This is a genomic window from Ralstonia sp. AU12-08, from assembly GCF_000442475.1.
In the GTDB taxonomy this organism is placed as follows: Bacteria; Pseudomonadota; Gammaproteobacteria; order Burkholderiales; family Burkholderiaceae; genus Ralstonia; species Ralstonia insidiosa.
In genome coordinates this window covers 1-16,014 of record NZ_ASZV01000008.1, presented here as the reverse complement: position 1 = coordinate 16,014, position 16,014 = coordinate 1, and the positions used below count along the sequence as shown (strand labels likewise).

Genomic DNA, 16,014 nt, shown 5'->3' with positions numbered 1-16,014 from the left:
CTCCGAAGGATCGAAAAAGGTGTCGGTGATTGGTGTCAGTGCAGCGGCGCGAGTGTGTAGCGTGCATCGCTGCGGTCTTGCTGCGCGGGGCGCGAGCAGAGGAAGGTGTCCCAGCCCAGACGGCCATCATTCGGGCCGCTGTCTTCTGAGCCCAACGTGCAGCCGGTCACGTCCTGCTGGCGCAGGATCAGCTTGATTTCAAATTCGAGCGTGGTGCCGCACAGGATGGTCAGCATCTTGCGCAGCGCCAGTGCGCCCGGCGCGCCGGGCAGGAAGTTGCGGTACTGCGCCCGCTTGAGCGGGCCAACCCACAAGCGCACCCGCAGATCACGCTGCCAGACGCGGGCACCGGCCAGGGCAGTTGCGCCCAGCACATTGCTCGTGCTGCCAAGCCGCGTGTACTGCGATGCAGGCACGTGATACCAGCCGCCCACGAATTGCTCCACACGCACCGGCGCCTGGAAGTAGTCCGCCAGCACGCGCTGCAGATACGCGGCAGACACGGGGCGGTGGCGCACAGCGGTGGCATAGCCAGCCAGCGCTTCGTCGTGGATGGCGCCGGGTGTGCCGGTCAGATCGCTGCGCAGCGTCTTGTCCGCCGCGCCCGCCAATGACAGCAGCAGCGGCAGGTAGTGTTTGCTGTTGTCGACTTCGTACTGGAACGGCAGCCGGTACTTCTTCCACGCGAGGTAGAACAACGCCGTCGCGCGGTTCGAGAAGATGTCAAAGAACGCGCGGGCTGCACGGTCGCGCCAGACCGATTCGCGCTCGGCAACGATCTCGGTATAGCGCAACGGCAAGGCGCCCTGCCCGCCCAGCATGCCGAAGAACGAGGGCGTAATGGCGAGGTTGTCGAGCGCGCCCTCTTCCAGCGCGGCGATGAAGGCCTCGTCGGTTTCCAGCATGTCGGGCGTCAGGCTTTCGGCCTCGATCCCCTGCAACTCGCTGGGCGGAAACGACAGCGACAGCGTATTGCGAAAGCTCACCCGTGTTGCAAGCGCCTGCTCGGGCGTGGTGCTGCCACGGCGCGCGAAGAGCTGCTCCAGCAGGCGCACGGCCTGGAAGAACTGGTACCGGTGCGGCTGCTTGAGCAGCCCGCGGATCACACCAGGATCGATTCGCCGCTGCGGGGTGCGCATTTGACCAGTTCCTTGCCGCTGCGGCGCGACACCGCAATCAGCTGTACAAAGCTGTTCATGTGGACGTACAGGCCGAAGAAGTGGTCCAGCACGCGAATGAAGCGGTGCAGGCCCGTGCCGACAAAGGCGTCTTCATCCAGCGTGAGACGAATTTCCAGACCACGCACAAAGGTGGCGAACGGCTTGCCGGCCAGCCACTGTGTTGCCGGCTGATAGTCCAGCCCGACGATGCCTTCGATCTGCCGGGCGGAGATCGCACTGCGCGGCAAGTCATGCAGACGCAGCATCTCCTTCAAAGTCGGCAACCCGTTCTGCACGAGCGAAAGATGGTTGAGCGCCAGCAGCGAGATCAACCGCCACTGCGCCGCACGCCCACCGCCAAACCGCATGGAAGGCGTCGGCTTGCGCAAGAAAATGATGTTGCGGGCAATCGAGCTGCCCTCCATCGACAGATCACCATCGGGCTGACCAAACGCCAGCGTGGCTGGCAGATCACGATTGGTGCAGGTGACCGACAGGCTCAGCGTATCGGTCTGCGGGCTTGCCGGGTCGAACTGCGTATCGACGATCGAGATCTCAGTCTCAAAGCCGGGGCTGCGCTGCGCGACCATCTCGTTGCGGCGGGCCAGCCAGTAGTGGCCGGCGCGGCCCGGCTCTTCGCCGTGGTGCAGCGAGTAGAAAGGGCGGAATTCCGTCACCTGCTCGTTCGCGGTCGTCTCGCGCACCAGCTGCACCTTGTCGATCGAGTAGATATCGAAGCCGTGCGCGCGACGGCTGTCAGCCACCACCGGATATGCACTGGCGGTGTGTTCGATGCGGATCGGGTCCGCCTTCTGCTGGAACAGGTTGACCACCGGCGTGCAGTGCAGACGCAGGTGTTCCGCCTGCAGATTCTCAAGCAGGCGCGCGGCGTGGGAATCGCTGCGTACGTCTTTCAGCACGAGGTGCAACACCAGCTTGCGCACCGGCACACCTGGCGTCAGGCCGCGCCGCAGTGCTGCCAGGTCAATGTCGAAGAAGTTGAACTTCTCCGAGAAGCTGAAGTGCTCGGTCAGCAGCCGATAAGCCGGGTGCGAGCGCGCCGGGCAATCGATCAGGGATTCGTCTTCGGAAAAGCCGACTTCCAGCAGCGGCACGCCCATCAGGCGCTTCCACACGCCGGGGCGCTCGCCCTCCACATACGCAGCAGCCGTATGCAGGAAGAGCGCGTCGCCCAGCGCCGCCACGAACGACGGTTCGCCATCCATGTAGACGCGCAGCTTATCCAGCGCCAGCGACTCGAAGCCGCCGCGCTCGCCAACGTGCTCCAGCGTGATGGCAATGGAGCCGGTTGCGCCCTTGGGCAATTGCACGGCGGCCGGCGCAGAAACGGCACGCTCGAAGGCGGCCGCAGCCACCCGCACGGGCGCGAAGGTCACGTCATATGCCGTGCGAAAGCGGCACTCGACCTTGCGCACGATGCGCGTGGTCAGGAAGGTGCCGCGCGGGATCGTGACCGGGGCACTCAGCTGCGCGGCCACGCCACGCACATCGAAATGCGCCACCGAGCACGAGGGAAACGGGCGCAGGTAGTGGGGGTACAGAACCTCCAGCAGCGCCTCAGTAAATTCGGGGTAGTCGTCGTCGAGCTTCTTGCTGACGCGTGCGGTCAGGAAGGCGAACGACTCGATCATCCGCTCGACGTGCGGGTCGTCGCAACCCTCGCCCGACATGGCGAGCCGGCCAGCGACCTTTGGATACCGCTCGGCGAAGTCGCGCGAGTACCGGCGCAGGAAGGCCAGTTCTCGTTCGTAGTAGGGCAGCAGCTCTTCCATCTTCCTTGCGGTCCGGTACAGGTCCTAAGGCCGTCAATCGGTGCTCTCAGGCCCGAAGGCAATCTCAGCCGCGTCCGCGTGAAACGGAGTAGCGCAGCGTGGACGGTTGCAGCGTGGCGTCGAAACTCACCGGCTCACGCGCAGGCCCGACCAGCAGCACCGCACTGATGCCGAAGCACAGCGCGTTGGTCGCCCGCTCGTTGATCTCCAGCGACACATTCACATGCTGCAGGCGCGGTTCATGGCGCTCGATCGCCTTGGTCAGCGACTGGCAGATGTAATTGCGGTCGTAGAAGCTGGCGAGGCTCAGGCCGGCAAAATCGTTGAGCCCATAGGTGAGCAGCGACCGCTTGCACTCAGGCAAGCCATGCAAGTCATCCTCCTCAAACACGATGCGCGTGTTGAGCAGGGATTCAATGTCGCGTGCGACCGTGCTCTTGAGTTCTTCCAGCGAGAGCTGGCGCAATGCCGTGGGCATGGGCGCGTGGGGCTCGTCGTCAAAGAGCTTGTCGAGCAGGCTGGGTTCGAAGCCTTTCATACCGCTCTAGCCAGTGCCAATGCAAGACGCCGCAGCGTACGGCTGCGGCGCTTGCAATCAGAACGCCAAACGTTAAAACGTTTAGACCGAGTACGTCTTGTCGTTCTTCGTGAGGCTCCAGGCGCCTTGCGAGTTACCGCCTTGGCCGCCTGCACCCTTCTGCTGCGTGTACTTCCACTGCACAGCGGCGTAGCGCAGGCTGAACGTGTCGCTCGGGATGCCTTGGGCCACGACTTGCGAATCGACTTCGCTCAGGATGGCGTTCTTCAGCTTCACTTCGAGGTACTTCACGCGATTGCCTTCGCCATCGGCGCGGAAGAATTCGATCGTGACTTCACCAAAGGTGGTGCCGCCCGAAGCGTGTTGGTACAGCAGCGGGCTGACCACGTCCAGATCCTTCGAGAACACCATGTCGCGGTGCTCGCAGCGCTCGGCGGTGTGGCCGCCGGCGGTCGAAGCCGTGGCCGAACGCGGCTGCACGACGGCTTGCGACCAGCTGTTGATCTCGATCCAATCCTTGTGATCCTTGTCTTGCGACTCCCCCTTGATTGCCGGGCTGTCGAACTTGACGTAGATATCCTTCATACAGAGACCCTCTTCAATAGATAGGTTGTTGGTACTGCAATGTGTAACGAGCGCAACGCGTGGTTAGGCCCGAACATTCCCCCCCGGGGAGAGTCCGGTCAGGAATGATGATTACGAGTTGGTCGGCTTGGGCAGATCGGCCACCAATCGCAGCGAGATCGAGAGTTCATCCAGCTGGAAGTGCGGACGCAGGAACGCCACCGAGCGGTACGTGCCCGGCTTGCCCGGCACTTCCGACACCTGGATCGACGCCTCACGCAGCGGGAATTGCGCCTTCTGTTCTTGCGTGGCGTTGTCGTCCAGCAGCACGTACTGCGAGATCCAGCGGTTGAGGAACGTCTCGACGTTCTTGGCCGACGCGAAGCTGCCGATCTTGTCGCGCATCATCGCCTTCAGGTAGTGCGCCACGCGCGATACCGAGAAGATGTACTGCAGCTGCGCCGACAGCACGGCGTTGGCGTTGGCGCTATCCGTGTCGTACTTCTTCGGACGCTGCACTGACTGCGCTGCAAAGAACGCGGCGTAGTCGGAGTTTTTGCAGTGGACCAGCGGAATGAAGCCGAGGTCGCTCAACTCCTTCTCGCGGCGGTCAGTGATGGCAATTTCAGTCGGGCACTTGAGCGCGACTTCACCATCGTCGGTCTTGAAGGTGTGCGTCGGCAGGTCTTCGACCAGGCCGCCGCCTTCCACACCGCGGATGGCCGCGCACCAGCCGAAGTCTTCAAACGCCGCCGTCAGGCGAGCGCCAAAGGCCCAGGCAGCGTTGCACCACAGGTACTTGCTGTGGTCGGTGCCGTCCACGTCTTCAACAAAGTTGAAACCTTCAACGGTGGTGCCGTCCTTTGGGTTGTATGGCAGACGGCCCAGGAAGCGCGGCAAGGTCAGGCCAACGTAGCGCGAATCCTCCGACTCGCGGAAGGACTTCCACTTGGCGTACTCCACCGTGTCGAACACCTTGGCCAGGTCGCGCGGCTTGCCCAGGTCGGCAAACGATTCAAGACCCAGCAGCTCAGGCGACGACGAAGCGATGAACGGTGCGTGCGCGGCGGCGGCCACGTGCGCCATCTGCTCGATGAAGTACATGTCCTCAGGCTGACGCGTCACTTCAAAGTCGCCGATCATCGCGCCAAACGGTGCGCCACCGAACGTGCCGAACTCTTCTTCGTACACCTTCTTGAACAGCGCGCTCTGGTCGAACTCGATGGCCGTCTTGAAGTCCTTCACGAGATCGCGCTTGGTGGCGTTGAGCGCCTTGATCTTGATCGTCGTGCCGGTCTGCGTTTCCTTGACCAGATAGTTCAACCCGCGCCAGGTGGATTCCAGCTTCTGGAATTCCGGCGCATGCATGACCGCGCTCAGCTGCTGCGAGATCAAACGGTCCAACTCGGCCACACGCGCATCGATCGTGGCAGACAGGTTGTCGGATACCACCACGGTGCCGTTGAGCACCTGGCTGGCCAGCTCACCGATGATGTCCTTGGCGCGCTCGCGCTCGGAATCCGATTTGGCAACGCGGCTTTGCTCGACGATGCTGTCAAGCAGGCTGACCTCCTCCGCAACCGAGGCGCCCTGCGCAGCGGATTGGTTCTCAAGCATCCTCGCCCCCGTTTGTCTTGGCGCCGAGCTTCTTCGCGTTTTCGGTGTTCTTCAGCACGTCAGCCAGCAGGTCTTCCAGCTTGTCGTTGCCGGCCATCTTGTTGCGCAGGTCGGCCAGCTTGGAACGCGCCTCCAGCAACTGGCGCAGCGGCTCAACCTGCTGCACCACCGCCTCGGGGCTGAAGTCTTCAATCGAGCGGAATGTCAGGTCGACGCCAAAGCGGCCACCCTCTTCCGTCAGCGTGTTGGGCACCTGGAAGGCCGCACGCGGTGCGACACCGGACATTACGTCGTCAAAGTTGTCGCGGTCGATGTTGACGAACTTGCGGTCGCGCAGCTTGGGTTGCGGCACTTCCGACTGACCCGACAGGTCAGCCACCACGCCCACGACGAACGGCAGTTCTTTCTGCTCGATCGCGTCGCCGATCTCGACGTCATATGTCAGTTGCACGCGCGGCGGGCGCACCTTCTGCAGACGCTTCTGCACACTTTCTTTCTTGGCCATCACGTTCCTCCTGGGGAATGCGGAAGCGGGAACCGGTGCGGCGCTTAGCGCAGCGCGCCAAACGGATCAGCACTGCCGCTGGCGCCACCCGTGGCTGCCGGAGCGGCTGTGCCACCATGGTTGGCGGCCTCGGTTGCGGCGGGCGCTGCACGCTTGACGACGCGAGTCGGGCGGCGCACCGGCTGCTTGGCGGTTTGCTCACCCGGGAACAGAACCTGCTCGCCCAGCGTGTCACGCAGCATCTTGGCCAGCACTTGCGCATCGGTCTTGACGTCGCCTGCCAGCGCGCTGTCAGCACGCAGCTCTTGCAGCGAGCGACGCGCCACGCGCAGGCCGCTCACCGCCAGGATGCTCTTGGCCTGGCGGTCGCTGCCATCACGCTGCAGCGCTTCTTCAGCTGCCAGGATGGCTTGCGGATACTTTTCCGCGCCGAACTGGAGCTGGGCGATGCGCACCCACGGTTCGTCACGGGTCGGGTTGACCTTGGCGATCTGCTGATACAGGTCGATGGCCTTGTCTTGCTGGCCACCCTTAGCGGCGGTTTCCGCCTCCGACATGCTCTGCTTGAAAGCCTCGTCCGTCTGGGGGCCTGGGTTGCTTGTGGCACAGCCGGTGATCAAGGCAGCGGCACCAGCCAGCACGATAAGGGAACGGAGAACGCGGGAAATAGACATGGATTTGGCCACGGCGAGACTCTTCAAAAGTTCAAAGCGGTGCGTCGATACCCAATCATATTCACCGGAATTGGCGAGTTAAATGTTGGTCTCGACTGGCGCGAAATAGTACACTCCGCTCGTTGAAGTTGACAACCACAAATGAATCATTAAGGAACCGAAACATTTCCTTTGAATTCAATGCTTTGCATCGCATCTTGATGGCCAGATTCGATTATTAAGAAACCGAAACATTTCACATTTTCTTTTATTAATAAACCGAAACATTTCAAGATTTCTTTTGCCCGAACCCGCGCAAAACCGGTCAAATCAATAGAATTAAACAGTACAAAAATCAGGCATGAAGACTATGAAATTCGATGCAGCAAGGAGGCTGTCGGGCTGCGGCAGCACCCCCAGGCGCCGCGTCGCGACGGTGCTCAAGCTGATACTGGCCGGGGGGAGCATGGTGGCCCTCGCTGCCTGCTCCACGGGCGCCAGCGTGCTGGCCGGCGCCGCCAATGGCGCACTGGAAGCCATGGGGCTGAAATCGTCGAACCTGCCGGACGCGCAGAAGCCGCCGCGTGAGGTGCCGCTCAAGCTCACCGCCGGTAGCAACCTGAATGCCGCCAATGACAAGCGGCCCGTGGCATTGGTGGTGCGCCTGTACTCGCTCAAGGATCCGACCAGCTTCCTGCAGGCGCCGTATGACACCTTCATCGATCCGGCACGTGAGAAGCAAACCCTCGGCGCCGATCTCGTGCAGGTTCGTGAAATGACGCTGATCCCGGGCCAGCGCTACGACTTCACAGAGAAGGTCTCGCGCGAGGCCACGACACTCGGCGTGGTGGCGCTGTTCCGCAGCCCGGCAGCCCAGCGTTGGAAGTTCGCCTTCAACACCGAGAAGAACGAGAAGAACGGCATCGTGATCGGCATGCACGCCTGCGCCATGACCTTGACCGCGGGCACGCCGACCACGCCGGCCGGCAGCACACCGCAATCCGATCTGAACCTGCTTTCGCCCGCAATCTGCGGCAGTTGAGCAGACCCCGTTACTAGAAGGGCCAACGTGAGCTATTCCGCAAAGATTCTCTGGGGCGAAGGGCTGTTCCTGCGTCCGCAGCATTTCCAGCGCCAAGACGCGTACCACGAGTCACGCCTGCATGCGATGGCGCAGGTCATCCAGCCCTACAGCTGGGGCGTGCGCCACGCGCGCTTTGATACCGATGCACTCGCCAGCGGCGTGCTGCGCGTGACGGAGCTTTCGCTGTTCTTTCCGGATGGCGAGCTTTACTTCGCGCCGCAGGCAGATGCACTGCCACCCCCGCTTGTGCTGGATGCCGTTCCGGCCGGTGTGTCGGAGCTGACATTCCATATCGCGCTCTACCCGCTGCAGGAAAACGGCGGCAACTATCGCGAGCCGGTCGAGGGCGCATCCGTCTCGCGCTTTGTCGGCGCAGAGGAAGAAACGGCCGATCTCTATACCGAGGCCGAGCCCGCCGCCATCACCTTCCTGAAGAAATCGGTCAAGCTGGTGGCAGAGACCGAGCCGCGCGACCAGTTCATCTCGCTGCCCGTGGTGCGCGTACGCCGCACCGGCACCGGCGGGTTCGAGCTGGATGAGAGCTTCGTGGCACCGAGCCTGTCGATCAATGCATCTGCCGTGCTGTACCAGCGGCTGCGCCGGCTGCTTGACGCGCTGCAGGCCAAGGTCAACGCGCTGTACGGCTTCCACCGCGAGCCGACCAAGAACATCATCGAATTCCGCTCAGGCGACATCGCTTCGTTCTGGCTGCTTCATACGGCCAACGCGGCCTTTGCGGCGCTCTCGCACCTGTATCACCACCCGGATCTGCACCCCGAGCGGCTGTTCCAGGAGATGCTGCGCCTGGCCGGCGCGCTGATGACGTTCACCAAGAGCTACACGCTGACCGACCTGCCCGCCTACGACCACGATCAACCCGGCCCCGTGTTCGCCAAGCTGGACACCATCGTGCGCGAGCTGCTCGATACCGTCATCTCCACGCGTTACTTTGCAATTGCGCTGGAAGAGACACGCCCGTCGTTCCATCTCGGCCGCATCGACTCCGGCAAGATCGACGACAAGACCAGCTTCTACCTGTCGGTCTCGGCCGACATGCCTGTGGCGGAGTTGGTGGAAGCCATTCCTGCCCGCTTCAAGCTGGGCGCGCCGGACGACGTGGAGAAGCTCGTGCTCTCCTCCATGCCCGGCGTGCCGATCACCTATACCCCGCAGGTGCCGCCGGCCATTCCGGTGCGCCCGGGCGCGTGCTACTTCACCATTGAAGCGCGCGGCATGCTGTACGACCGCATGCTCCAGGCCCAGACCATCACCATCTACGCCCCGGCTGGCATCCGGGAACTCAAACTTGAACTGATTGCGGTGACTTCATGAGCGCTACCACCACCCCTTCGCTGTTTGGCGGTTCGGCACCCGCACCCGGCAATGCCGGGGCCGATGCCCGTGAAGCCAACTCGCACGCGCGCACGCTGCTGGACTTGCTCTATGACGGCTTCTTCATGCTGTTTCAGTTGCGCAATGGCCAGCAACCCGCCAGCGCGGAAGACTTTCTCGCGCGTGTGCGCACCTTTCTGGATGAGTTCGACCGCGGCGCCAAGCGCCTGAACGTGTCGGCGGAAGATGTGTTCGACGCCAAGTACGCCTTCTGCGCAGCCGTGGACGAGACCATCCTGTCGTCCAACTTCTCGATCCGCACGGCGTGGGAGCGCCGCCCGCTGCAGCTCGTGCTGTTTGGTGAGCAGCTTGCCGGTGAGACCTTCTTCGTCAAGCTGGAAGAACTGCGTGCCCACGGTGCACCGCGCCTGCAGGCGCTCGAAGTCTTTCACATGTGCCTGCTGCTGGGCTTCCGCGGCAAGTACATCCTGGAAGGGCCGGAGAAGCTCGCCTACCTGACCGCACGCCTGGGCGATGAGATTTCCGCCATCAAAGGCAAGCGCGCCGCCTTCGCACCGCACTGGCCGCTGCCCGACAAGGTCGCGCACACGCTCAAGCGTGAAACGCCGCTGTGGATCTTCGGCGCGGTGTTTGCGCTGATGGCGTTGCTGGCGTTTCTCGGGCTGTCGCACACGCTGCGCACCAAGACCAACGAAACACTGGAAGCCTATTCGCAGGTCATCAAGCTCGGGCCGCGTTTCTCGCACCTGACGATTTCGTTGCCCTGATTGCCGCCTTGCTTGCCGCCCTGGCGCGGCCGACACCCGTGCCAGCCTGCTGACCCCGTATCCGTATCCATCGCGACGCTGCTCCGATGAAGCCTTTGTCCACCCTGTCGGCCAACATGCCGCAAGCTGCCCTGGGCGCACTGCTCGGGCAGCAAACCCGCCAGATCACCATCGAGACGGCACTCGCTTCCGACAACCTCGTCGTGGAGCGCTTTACCGCCACCGAGGCGGTCTCGGCCTCGTTCGTGCTGCAGGTCGATTGCCTGAGCCCGTCTGCCCACCTGGATACGGTCAAGCTGGCTTCGCAAGAAGCCACGCTGCGCCTGATGCAGGCCGATGGCCGCTGGCGTGCATGGCACGGCTACGTGGCAGACTGCGCATCGCTGGGCGGTGACGGCGGACTGGCGCGCTATCGATTGCGCATCGTGCCGTGGCTCGACCGCCTGCGCACCCGTAGTGATTGCTTTGTCTACCAGAACAAGACCGCGCTGGAGATCATCGAAGAGGTCTTTGCCGAGTACCCGGTCGCGCACTACAAGATTGCCGCCAGCCAGCCGTGCGCCAAGCGCTCGATCTGCTGCCAGTACCGCGAGACCGACTACGCGTTCGTGATGCGCCTGCTGGCTGAAGAGGGGCTGTCGTTCCGCATTGAGCATCAGCAGAGCGAGGACAAACAGCAGGACAACGCGCAATCGCGCCACACCGTCGTCATCTTCGACAACGACGCCGAGCGGCCCGCCTGCGCGCAGTCCGACATCCGCTTCCACCGTGTCGACGCGACGGAGAGCGAAGACGCCATCGAGCGCTTCTCGAACACACACAGCGTCGGCACCAATGCCGTGACCCTGGCATCGTGGGACTACAAGGCATTGGCCGCCACCACCGGCCAGGCCACGGCCAACGACACCGGTGGCGAACTGCCCACGCTGGAGAGCTTTGAAGCCTCCGGCCCGTATCAATTTACCGACACGCAAGGCGCCAGCCAGGCTGCGCGCCTACGCATGCAAGCCCATGAGGGCGCCTTCCTGCGCTACCAGGGCCAGGGCAGCGTGCGCCAACTGGGCGCCGGCCAGCGCTTCAAGCTCACGCAGCACTTCGACAGCAAGCACAGCGAATTCGTTACGCTGCAGGTCGAGCATGAGGCCGCCAACAACCTCGGTACCGACATCGCGCGCCTGCTGGGTACCACATCAATCGAATCGGGCAGCTACCGCAATCGTTTCATTGCCGTACCGGCCGAGGCGCCCATCGTGCCCGCGTACCGCCGCCGCCCGACGGCGCCTGAAGGCCAGGCCGCCGTGGTCATTGCCGATGACGGCGCACCGCTCACTACCGATCGCGACCACCGCGTGCGCGTGCGCTTCCCGTGGCTGCGCGCGCCGGAAGTCAACGCCTTTTCCGACCCCAGCAGCAGCGATCGCTCGCAAGTCACCGCCTGGGTGCGCGTGGCCACCGCCAGCGCCGGCCCCAACTGGGGCGGCAATCACCTGCCGCGCGCCGGCACGCAAGTGCTGCTCACCTTCATCGACGGCGACATCGACCGGCCGATGATCGCCATGCAACTGCACAACACGCAGGACGCCCTGCCCTGGCCCGCCGCCGATGCGCCGCTCGGGCAGGCGTTGTCCGGTTGGCACTCGCAAGGCTTGGGCGGCGACGGCTACAACCAGTGGGTGGTCGATGATCATCCGGGCCAGTTGCGCACGCGCCTGGCCAGCTCCACCGCCAACAGCCAGCTCAACCTCGGCTACGTGACCTCGCACGGCGCCACGGGTGGAGACCGCGGCAGCTGGCGCGGCACCGGCGCCGAGTTGCGGACCGATGCGTGGGCCGTGGTGCGTGCGGGCGCAGGCCTGCTGCTCTCGACCACCGCGCGGGCGCAAGCGGCAGGCACGCTGCTTGACGCACATGAGGCGCGCGGGCAACTCACCGCTGCGCAGAAGACCGCGCAGCGCCTGTTCGATGCTGCATCCAGCCAGCAAGCGCTGCCGCTGGCGGCCAATGAGGCGTTTGAGCCGATCGACAAGGCGCTCGACCCGACGCAGGACGGGCACTATGCAAGCAGCGTCAACGGCCAGGACACGCAGCAGCCGGTCGACAAGTTCGGGCAGCCGCTGCTGGTGGCGGAATCGCCTTCGAGCATTGCGCTGGCATCACAGGCCACCACTACGGTTTATGCGGGGCGCCATTTGCATGGCACGGCGCAGGCCGATTGGCACGTGGCTGTCGGCAACGTCGTCGCAGCGGCTGCCGCCAAGGGCGTGAGCCTGTTTGCGCAGCGCAACGGCATTCGCGCGATTGCTGAGGGTGGGCCGGTGTCGATTCAGGCGCATACCGATGCGTTGGCGGTGTTGGCGGACAAGGCTGTCACCGTGACTTCCTCTGCGGATTCGGTTGAGATCCTCGCGCAGCAGAACATCGTGCTGCATGGCGGGGATTCGATGATTCGGCTGGAGGGGAATGCGGTGACGTTTGAGACGTCGGGGTTGTTGTCAGTGAAGGGGGCGGGGCATCCGTTGGAGGGGCCGGGGGGGCAGGCAGCAGCGTTGCCTGCTTTGCCGATCGGAACCACCACAATTTCCCATGCCATCGACTTGAACTATCAGTACGACGATCTCGAGCCCGTTCAAGGTGCGCCCTACAGAATCGTGTTCAGCGACAACACCGTCCGCGAAGGCAAGCTCGACAAACAAGGTTTTGCCCGTGAAGAGAGCACGCCCAACCTGCCGTACTACGTCGAATTTGGCGAAGACGAACGTCCCTGGAAAGCCCCGCCTCTAGAGACTTCTGACGAGTACAAAAAAGCCCAGCCCGAAGCCAAGCGACAGATTGAGATGGAACGACAAGCGCGCATCGCCGCAGGGGATACGCGCGCAGCAGAGGATGTCCAGCAATGAGCCTGATCGATGACATCACCAAGTTTTGCGAGGATCTGATACTGGGTGATTTTGAGGAAGATCCCAGCAACGCCGCGATGATCGTCGGTGGCGTGATTTCGCTGATCCCGGTTGCCCAGCAAGTACTGAACGTGCGCGACATCTCCGGGATGATCTACCGCATCTCACGTAAGGGAGCGCCACACTGCACCAAAGACGATTGGGTTGACTTGGCCTTGGCAGCCTTCGGGTGCATTCCTGAACTGGGCAGCCTCTTCAAGACGATCGTCAAACCCCTATGGAAAGGGCGCAAGGTGCTGAAGGGTGCCCTGCGCGGCGAAGCCTTCGTCAGCGGCATGCTCGGGAAGGCCAAGGGCAAAGCCATTACCTTTATCCGGACGCTGGACTGGGCGAGCAATGCGCAAATTGCGATCCAGCAGATGGACAATGCTTTGACTGGCTGCGACCAATTGCTGGCGGAGTTGGAGCAGTCCCACTGGTGGCTACCGGACTCTGTGCAGGGACTCGCTCACGACTTGCGCCCCGGTCTGCAATCGATCCGCGGACCGTTGCATACGGGTATTCAGCAAGGCATTCAAGCGCTGCAGGAATTCGTCACCGACCTGATCGGCGAAGACGGCTATCGCGTTGCCCAAATGGCAGTCGCCGCTGCGTCGGCCACTTCCGGCAGCAGAAGTGCAGGCGCGCATGCAGGCCACGAACCGCGTCATCCAAGCAAGTCGACTGGATCGTCCCACCCGTCTGCCAAGGAGCCGACGCCAGCCAGTCGGACGACGCCGCCGGCTGAAAAGCAGCAGGCGAAGCACAAGGATGAGCAGGACACCAAGCGTCAGCAGGTTGAGCCGGGCGGTGGGCCGCAGACTACTGCCAGCCGTGTGACACGTGCGGCATTGAAAGTAATCGGCACGCCGTATAAGGGGCTCATCGGCGAGCACATGGCTCACTACCACCATATGAGCTTGCACGCGCCGAACGCTTGGCCTCACGGGAAGGTGGAGCAGAAGCATGAGGGAGCCGAGTGGAAAGGCACCAAGCGACTGGTAACGGGGCAGAACAAGCACACTTCGCCCACTGAGTTGGTGCCGGAACACCTAATTCGCATGAGTCAAAATGGCGTAGACGGTATCTGGTCGCTGGACAACGACATCTTCCATTTTGTTGAGGCTAAGGCATCCGAGTCTGCGGGGGCATTGTTCGGTCAATCGCCTAGAAGTTGGGCGGAACGAGCCGATGGAGAGCAGCCGTCCAAGCTTCCGCCCCCGCCAAATATGACAGAGCGGCAGTACGCGCTGTGGTGCATGTTGGGTCAGCGACAGAAAGGGTTGCAGATGTCAATGCGATGGCTTCGCAGAAGCGCGGCGTCCACGATGGTCGATGGAAATGTGAAGAATCGCTTTGTTTATGTATTCTTCGCGATACCAAGCACCAGCCCTCCCAAGGACTACGCACCCAAGCCGGGTGGCGCGCTAAAGAAAGACGTGGCTGCTGGCATTTTTGAGCACGTGGAAGTTAGCGCCGAAGTTACCGCCATCGCGACCACAGGAGGTGACTACTACAATCTAAGCCTGCACGACAAGCACCGGCCTACACACGGTGTTTCTGACCAGTTCTCCTATAGCGAACTCGACGATCTCACCAATTTCTATGACCAAGCATTGGAGAGGCGCCTTGTAAGCAACCGGCCAAAGACAGGTAACGGATCAAAGCGCAGAACAGGACACAACAAGTAACGCAAGCTCATCTCAATGGCAGATCAGAACACCCCCTCTTTCCTCCCTGAGAAGGACGACCTTCCTACAAAGCGCCGCCAGAAATTTTTGTACGAAGCTCTGTACAGAAATGTATTTGCTCGCCTGCAGAAAGGTATCGAGGTTTGCGTCAGAAGTGTACGGCGTGGTGACCTTGACCCGTACTATCTGGCGGATGCACAAGGTGCCGTCTTTCAAGAGAGATTCTTCCTGTGGATGCTGGAATACACGGCAGGCAAGGATCTAGACAAGCTAGCTCGCCAGTTCGCTCTCGTCGTCGATGAGTTTGTTCGCTGGAATGAGCTGAATGTCCCTTACCGTCTCTTCTTGCGAGAGAAATTCAAAGATCAAGGTGACACCGACTTGACCATCTGCGCTGTCGACTTCAGTGACAGAGTCGAGTATGAAAATGCGCTGCAACTGTTCAGTATTGCCGTGCTGATTCGAGATGGCCACTCGATTAAGCGCATCATCGCGGCCATGGAGAGCAACCGCTATAGAGACGGGCTATATGAGCAACTGATCTACGAATACGTCACGAATCCGCAGGAAGACATGGACGTGGCGCAGTTCGAGAAGCCCTACTCAGCCCTGCTTGAAGCCTACTTCTTGGAGAGCGCAGAGGCCGCCATTCCGCGCCTCCAAGACTACCTTAAGCAGTGGTATCGCTATCAAGATGGTGCTCGCTGGTACGACGCCCATAAGAAGATCCAAGACGACGAAGCGTTCTACTACGGCTACTGGGCTTTCGAGGCAGGCGCTACCTGTTACTTGCTCGACATTGACGACAGCTCCATCGATCACATGGTCTATCCAAAGGACCTCGTTGCGTATGGCCGCAAGCTTCGTGAAGAGAATCGCGTCACCAGTGATTTCGACACACCACTCGGCCTAGACGGCTATCCCCTCAGCCGCCTGCGTTGCGAAGCCGGCCAACCCTGCCCTCAGGCTGGCTGGTGGCTAACGCCAGCCAAGGCCAACAGCCGCCGGCACTTCAAGTCTGGCGAAATCATGCCTGCGTTCGACGGCAGCAGCTATGGCTCCACGATTTGGCAGTGGGACATCGATCAGTCTGCATCAAACACCTGATCGTCTTGTGACCAAAATCTGAAGCTCGATGGATACGCTGAAAGCATCGCCAAGCAAATTTGTGCAGGGTATACGAACAGCTCATCCTCGATTACGTCAACGACCCTCAGGAGGACATGGAAGAAGTCCTGTTTGAGAAACCCTATGCGGCGTTGATCGAAGCCTACTTCCAGGAAAGCCATGAGGCTGCGATTCCGCACGTTCAGTCCTACCTGTGTTGATTTGCACGGAATCCTGACCCACCCG

General features: G+C 62.0%; 14 protein-coding genes. 6 read left to right on the top strand and 8 right to left on the bottom strand.

Annotated elements, in window-relative coordinates; all coding sequences use genetic code 11:
- Window positions 1-35: 35 nt before the first annotated feature.
- From tssG to C404_RS35745, 7 genes are all read right to left on the bottom strand, one after another.
- Entirely contained in the window at window positions 36-1,139 is a 1,104-nt protein-coding gene (tssG, locus tag C404_RS35775) for a type VI secretion system baseplate subunit TssG (RefSeq protein ID WP_021193545.1), read from the bottom strand.
- The gene (tssF, locus tag C404_RS35770) at window positions 1,103-2,953 is read right to left on the bottom strand and encodes a type VI secretion system baseplate subunit TssF (protein ID WP_021193544.1); all 1,851 of its coding nucleotides are present in this window, start codon (window positions 2,951-2,953) and stop codon (window positions 1,103-1,105) included. The genes tssG and tssF overlap by 37 nt, the downstream gene beginning before the upstream one ends.
- Window positions 2,954-3,017: 64 nt before the next feature.
- Window positions 3,018-3,491, bottom strand: coding sequence for a type VI secretion system baseplate subunit TssE (tssE, locus tag C404_RS35765; protein ID WP_021193543.1), 474 nt, complete (start codon window positions 3,489-3,491; stop codon window positions 3,018-3,020).
- Window positions 3,492-3,572: 81 nt separating this feature from the next.
- Complete coding sequence (locus C404_RS35760; RefSeq protein ID WP_021193542.1) at window positions 3,573-4,076, bottom strand: Hcp family type VI secretion system effector; 504 nt, start codon at window positions 4,074-4,076, stop codon at window positions 3,573-3,575.
- Window positions 4,077-4,187: 111 nt separating this feature from the next.
- Entirely contained in the window at window positions 4,188-5,672 is a 1,485-nt protein-coding gene (gene tssC / locus C404_RS35755; protein ID WP_021193541.1) for a type VI secretion system contractile sheath large subunit, read from the bottom strand.
- On the bottom strand, window positions 5,665-6,177 hold the full coding sequence (tssB, locus tag C404_RS35750) for a type VI secretion system contractile sheath small subunit (RefSeq protein WP_021193540.1): 513 nt from the start codon (window positions 6,175-6,177) through the stop codon (window positions 5,665-5,667). The genes tssC and tssB overlap by 8 nt, the downstream gene beginning before the upstream one ends.
- Window positions 6,178-6,221: 44 nt before the next feature.
- Entirely contained in the window at window positions 6,222-6,851 is a 630-nt protein-coding gene (locus tag C404_RS35745; protein WP_169341975.1) for a hypothetical protein, read from the bottom strand.
- Window positions 6,852-7,200: 349 nt separating this feature from the next.
- Here C404_RS35745 and tssJ point away from each other — a divergent pair, with 349 nt between their 5' ends.
- The 6 genes from tssJ to C404_RS0129640 all read left to right on the top strand — a co-directional run bounded on the left by tssJ (window position 7,201) and on the right by C404_RS0129640 (window position 15,768).
- Complete coding sequence (gene tssJ / locus C404_RS35740; RefSeq protein WP_374754701.1) at window positions 7,201-7,872, top strand: type VI secretion system lipoprotein TssJ; 672 nt, start codon at window positions 7,201-7,203, stop codon at window positions 7,870-7,872.
- 27 nt (window positions 7,873-7,899) lie between these two features.
- Complete coding sequence (gene tssK / locus C404_RS35735) at window positions 7,900-9,246, top strand: type VI secretion system baseplate subunit TssK (RefSeq protein WP_021193536.1); 1,347 nt, start codon at window positions 7,900-7,902, stop codon at window positions 9,244-9,246.
- Window positions 9,243-10,034, top strand: a complete 792-nt coding sequence (icmH, locus tag C404_RS35730; protein ID WP_021193535.1) for a type IVB secretion system protein IcmH/DotU — start codon at window positions 9,243-9,245, stop codon at window positions 10,032-10,034. The genes tssK and icmH overlap by 4 nt, the downstream gene beginning before the upstream one ends.
- An 86-nt stretch (window positions 10,035-10,120) precedes the next feature.
- On the top strand, window positions 10,121-12,931 hold the full coding sequence (locus C404_RS35725) for a type VI secretion system Vgr family protein (RefSeq protein WP_021193534.1): 2,811 nt from the start codon (window positions 10,121-10,123) through the stop codon (window positions 12,929-12,931).
- Complete coding sequence (locus C404_RS35720; RefSeq protein WP_021193533.1) at window positions 12,928-14,661, top strand: hypothetical protein; 1,734 nt, start codon at window positions 12,928-12,930, stop codon at window positions 14,659-14,661. Before C404_RS35725 ends, C404_RS35720 begins: the two co-directional genes overlap by 4 nt.
- A 15-nt stretch (window positions 14,662-14,676) precedes the next feature.
- On the top strand, window positions 14,677-15,768 hold the full coding sequence (locus tag C404_RS0129640; protein WP_021193532.1) for a PoNe immunity protein domain-containing protein: 1,092 nt from the start codon (window positions 14,677-14,679) through the stop codon (window positions 15,766-15,768).
- Here the strand turns inward: C404_RS0129640 and C404_RS60570 are convergent.
- A partial coding sequence (locus C404_RS60570; protein WP_235180615.1) for a hypothetical protein occupies window positions 15,747-16,014 on the bottom strand: 268 nt, incomplete at its 5' end. The two genes, C404_RS0129640 and C404_RS60570, sit on opposite strands and share 22 nt — an antisense overlap.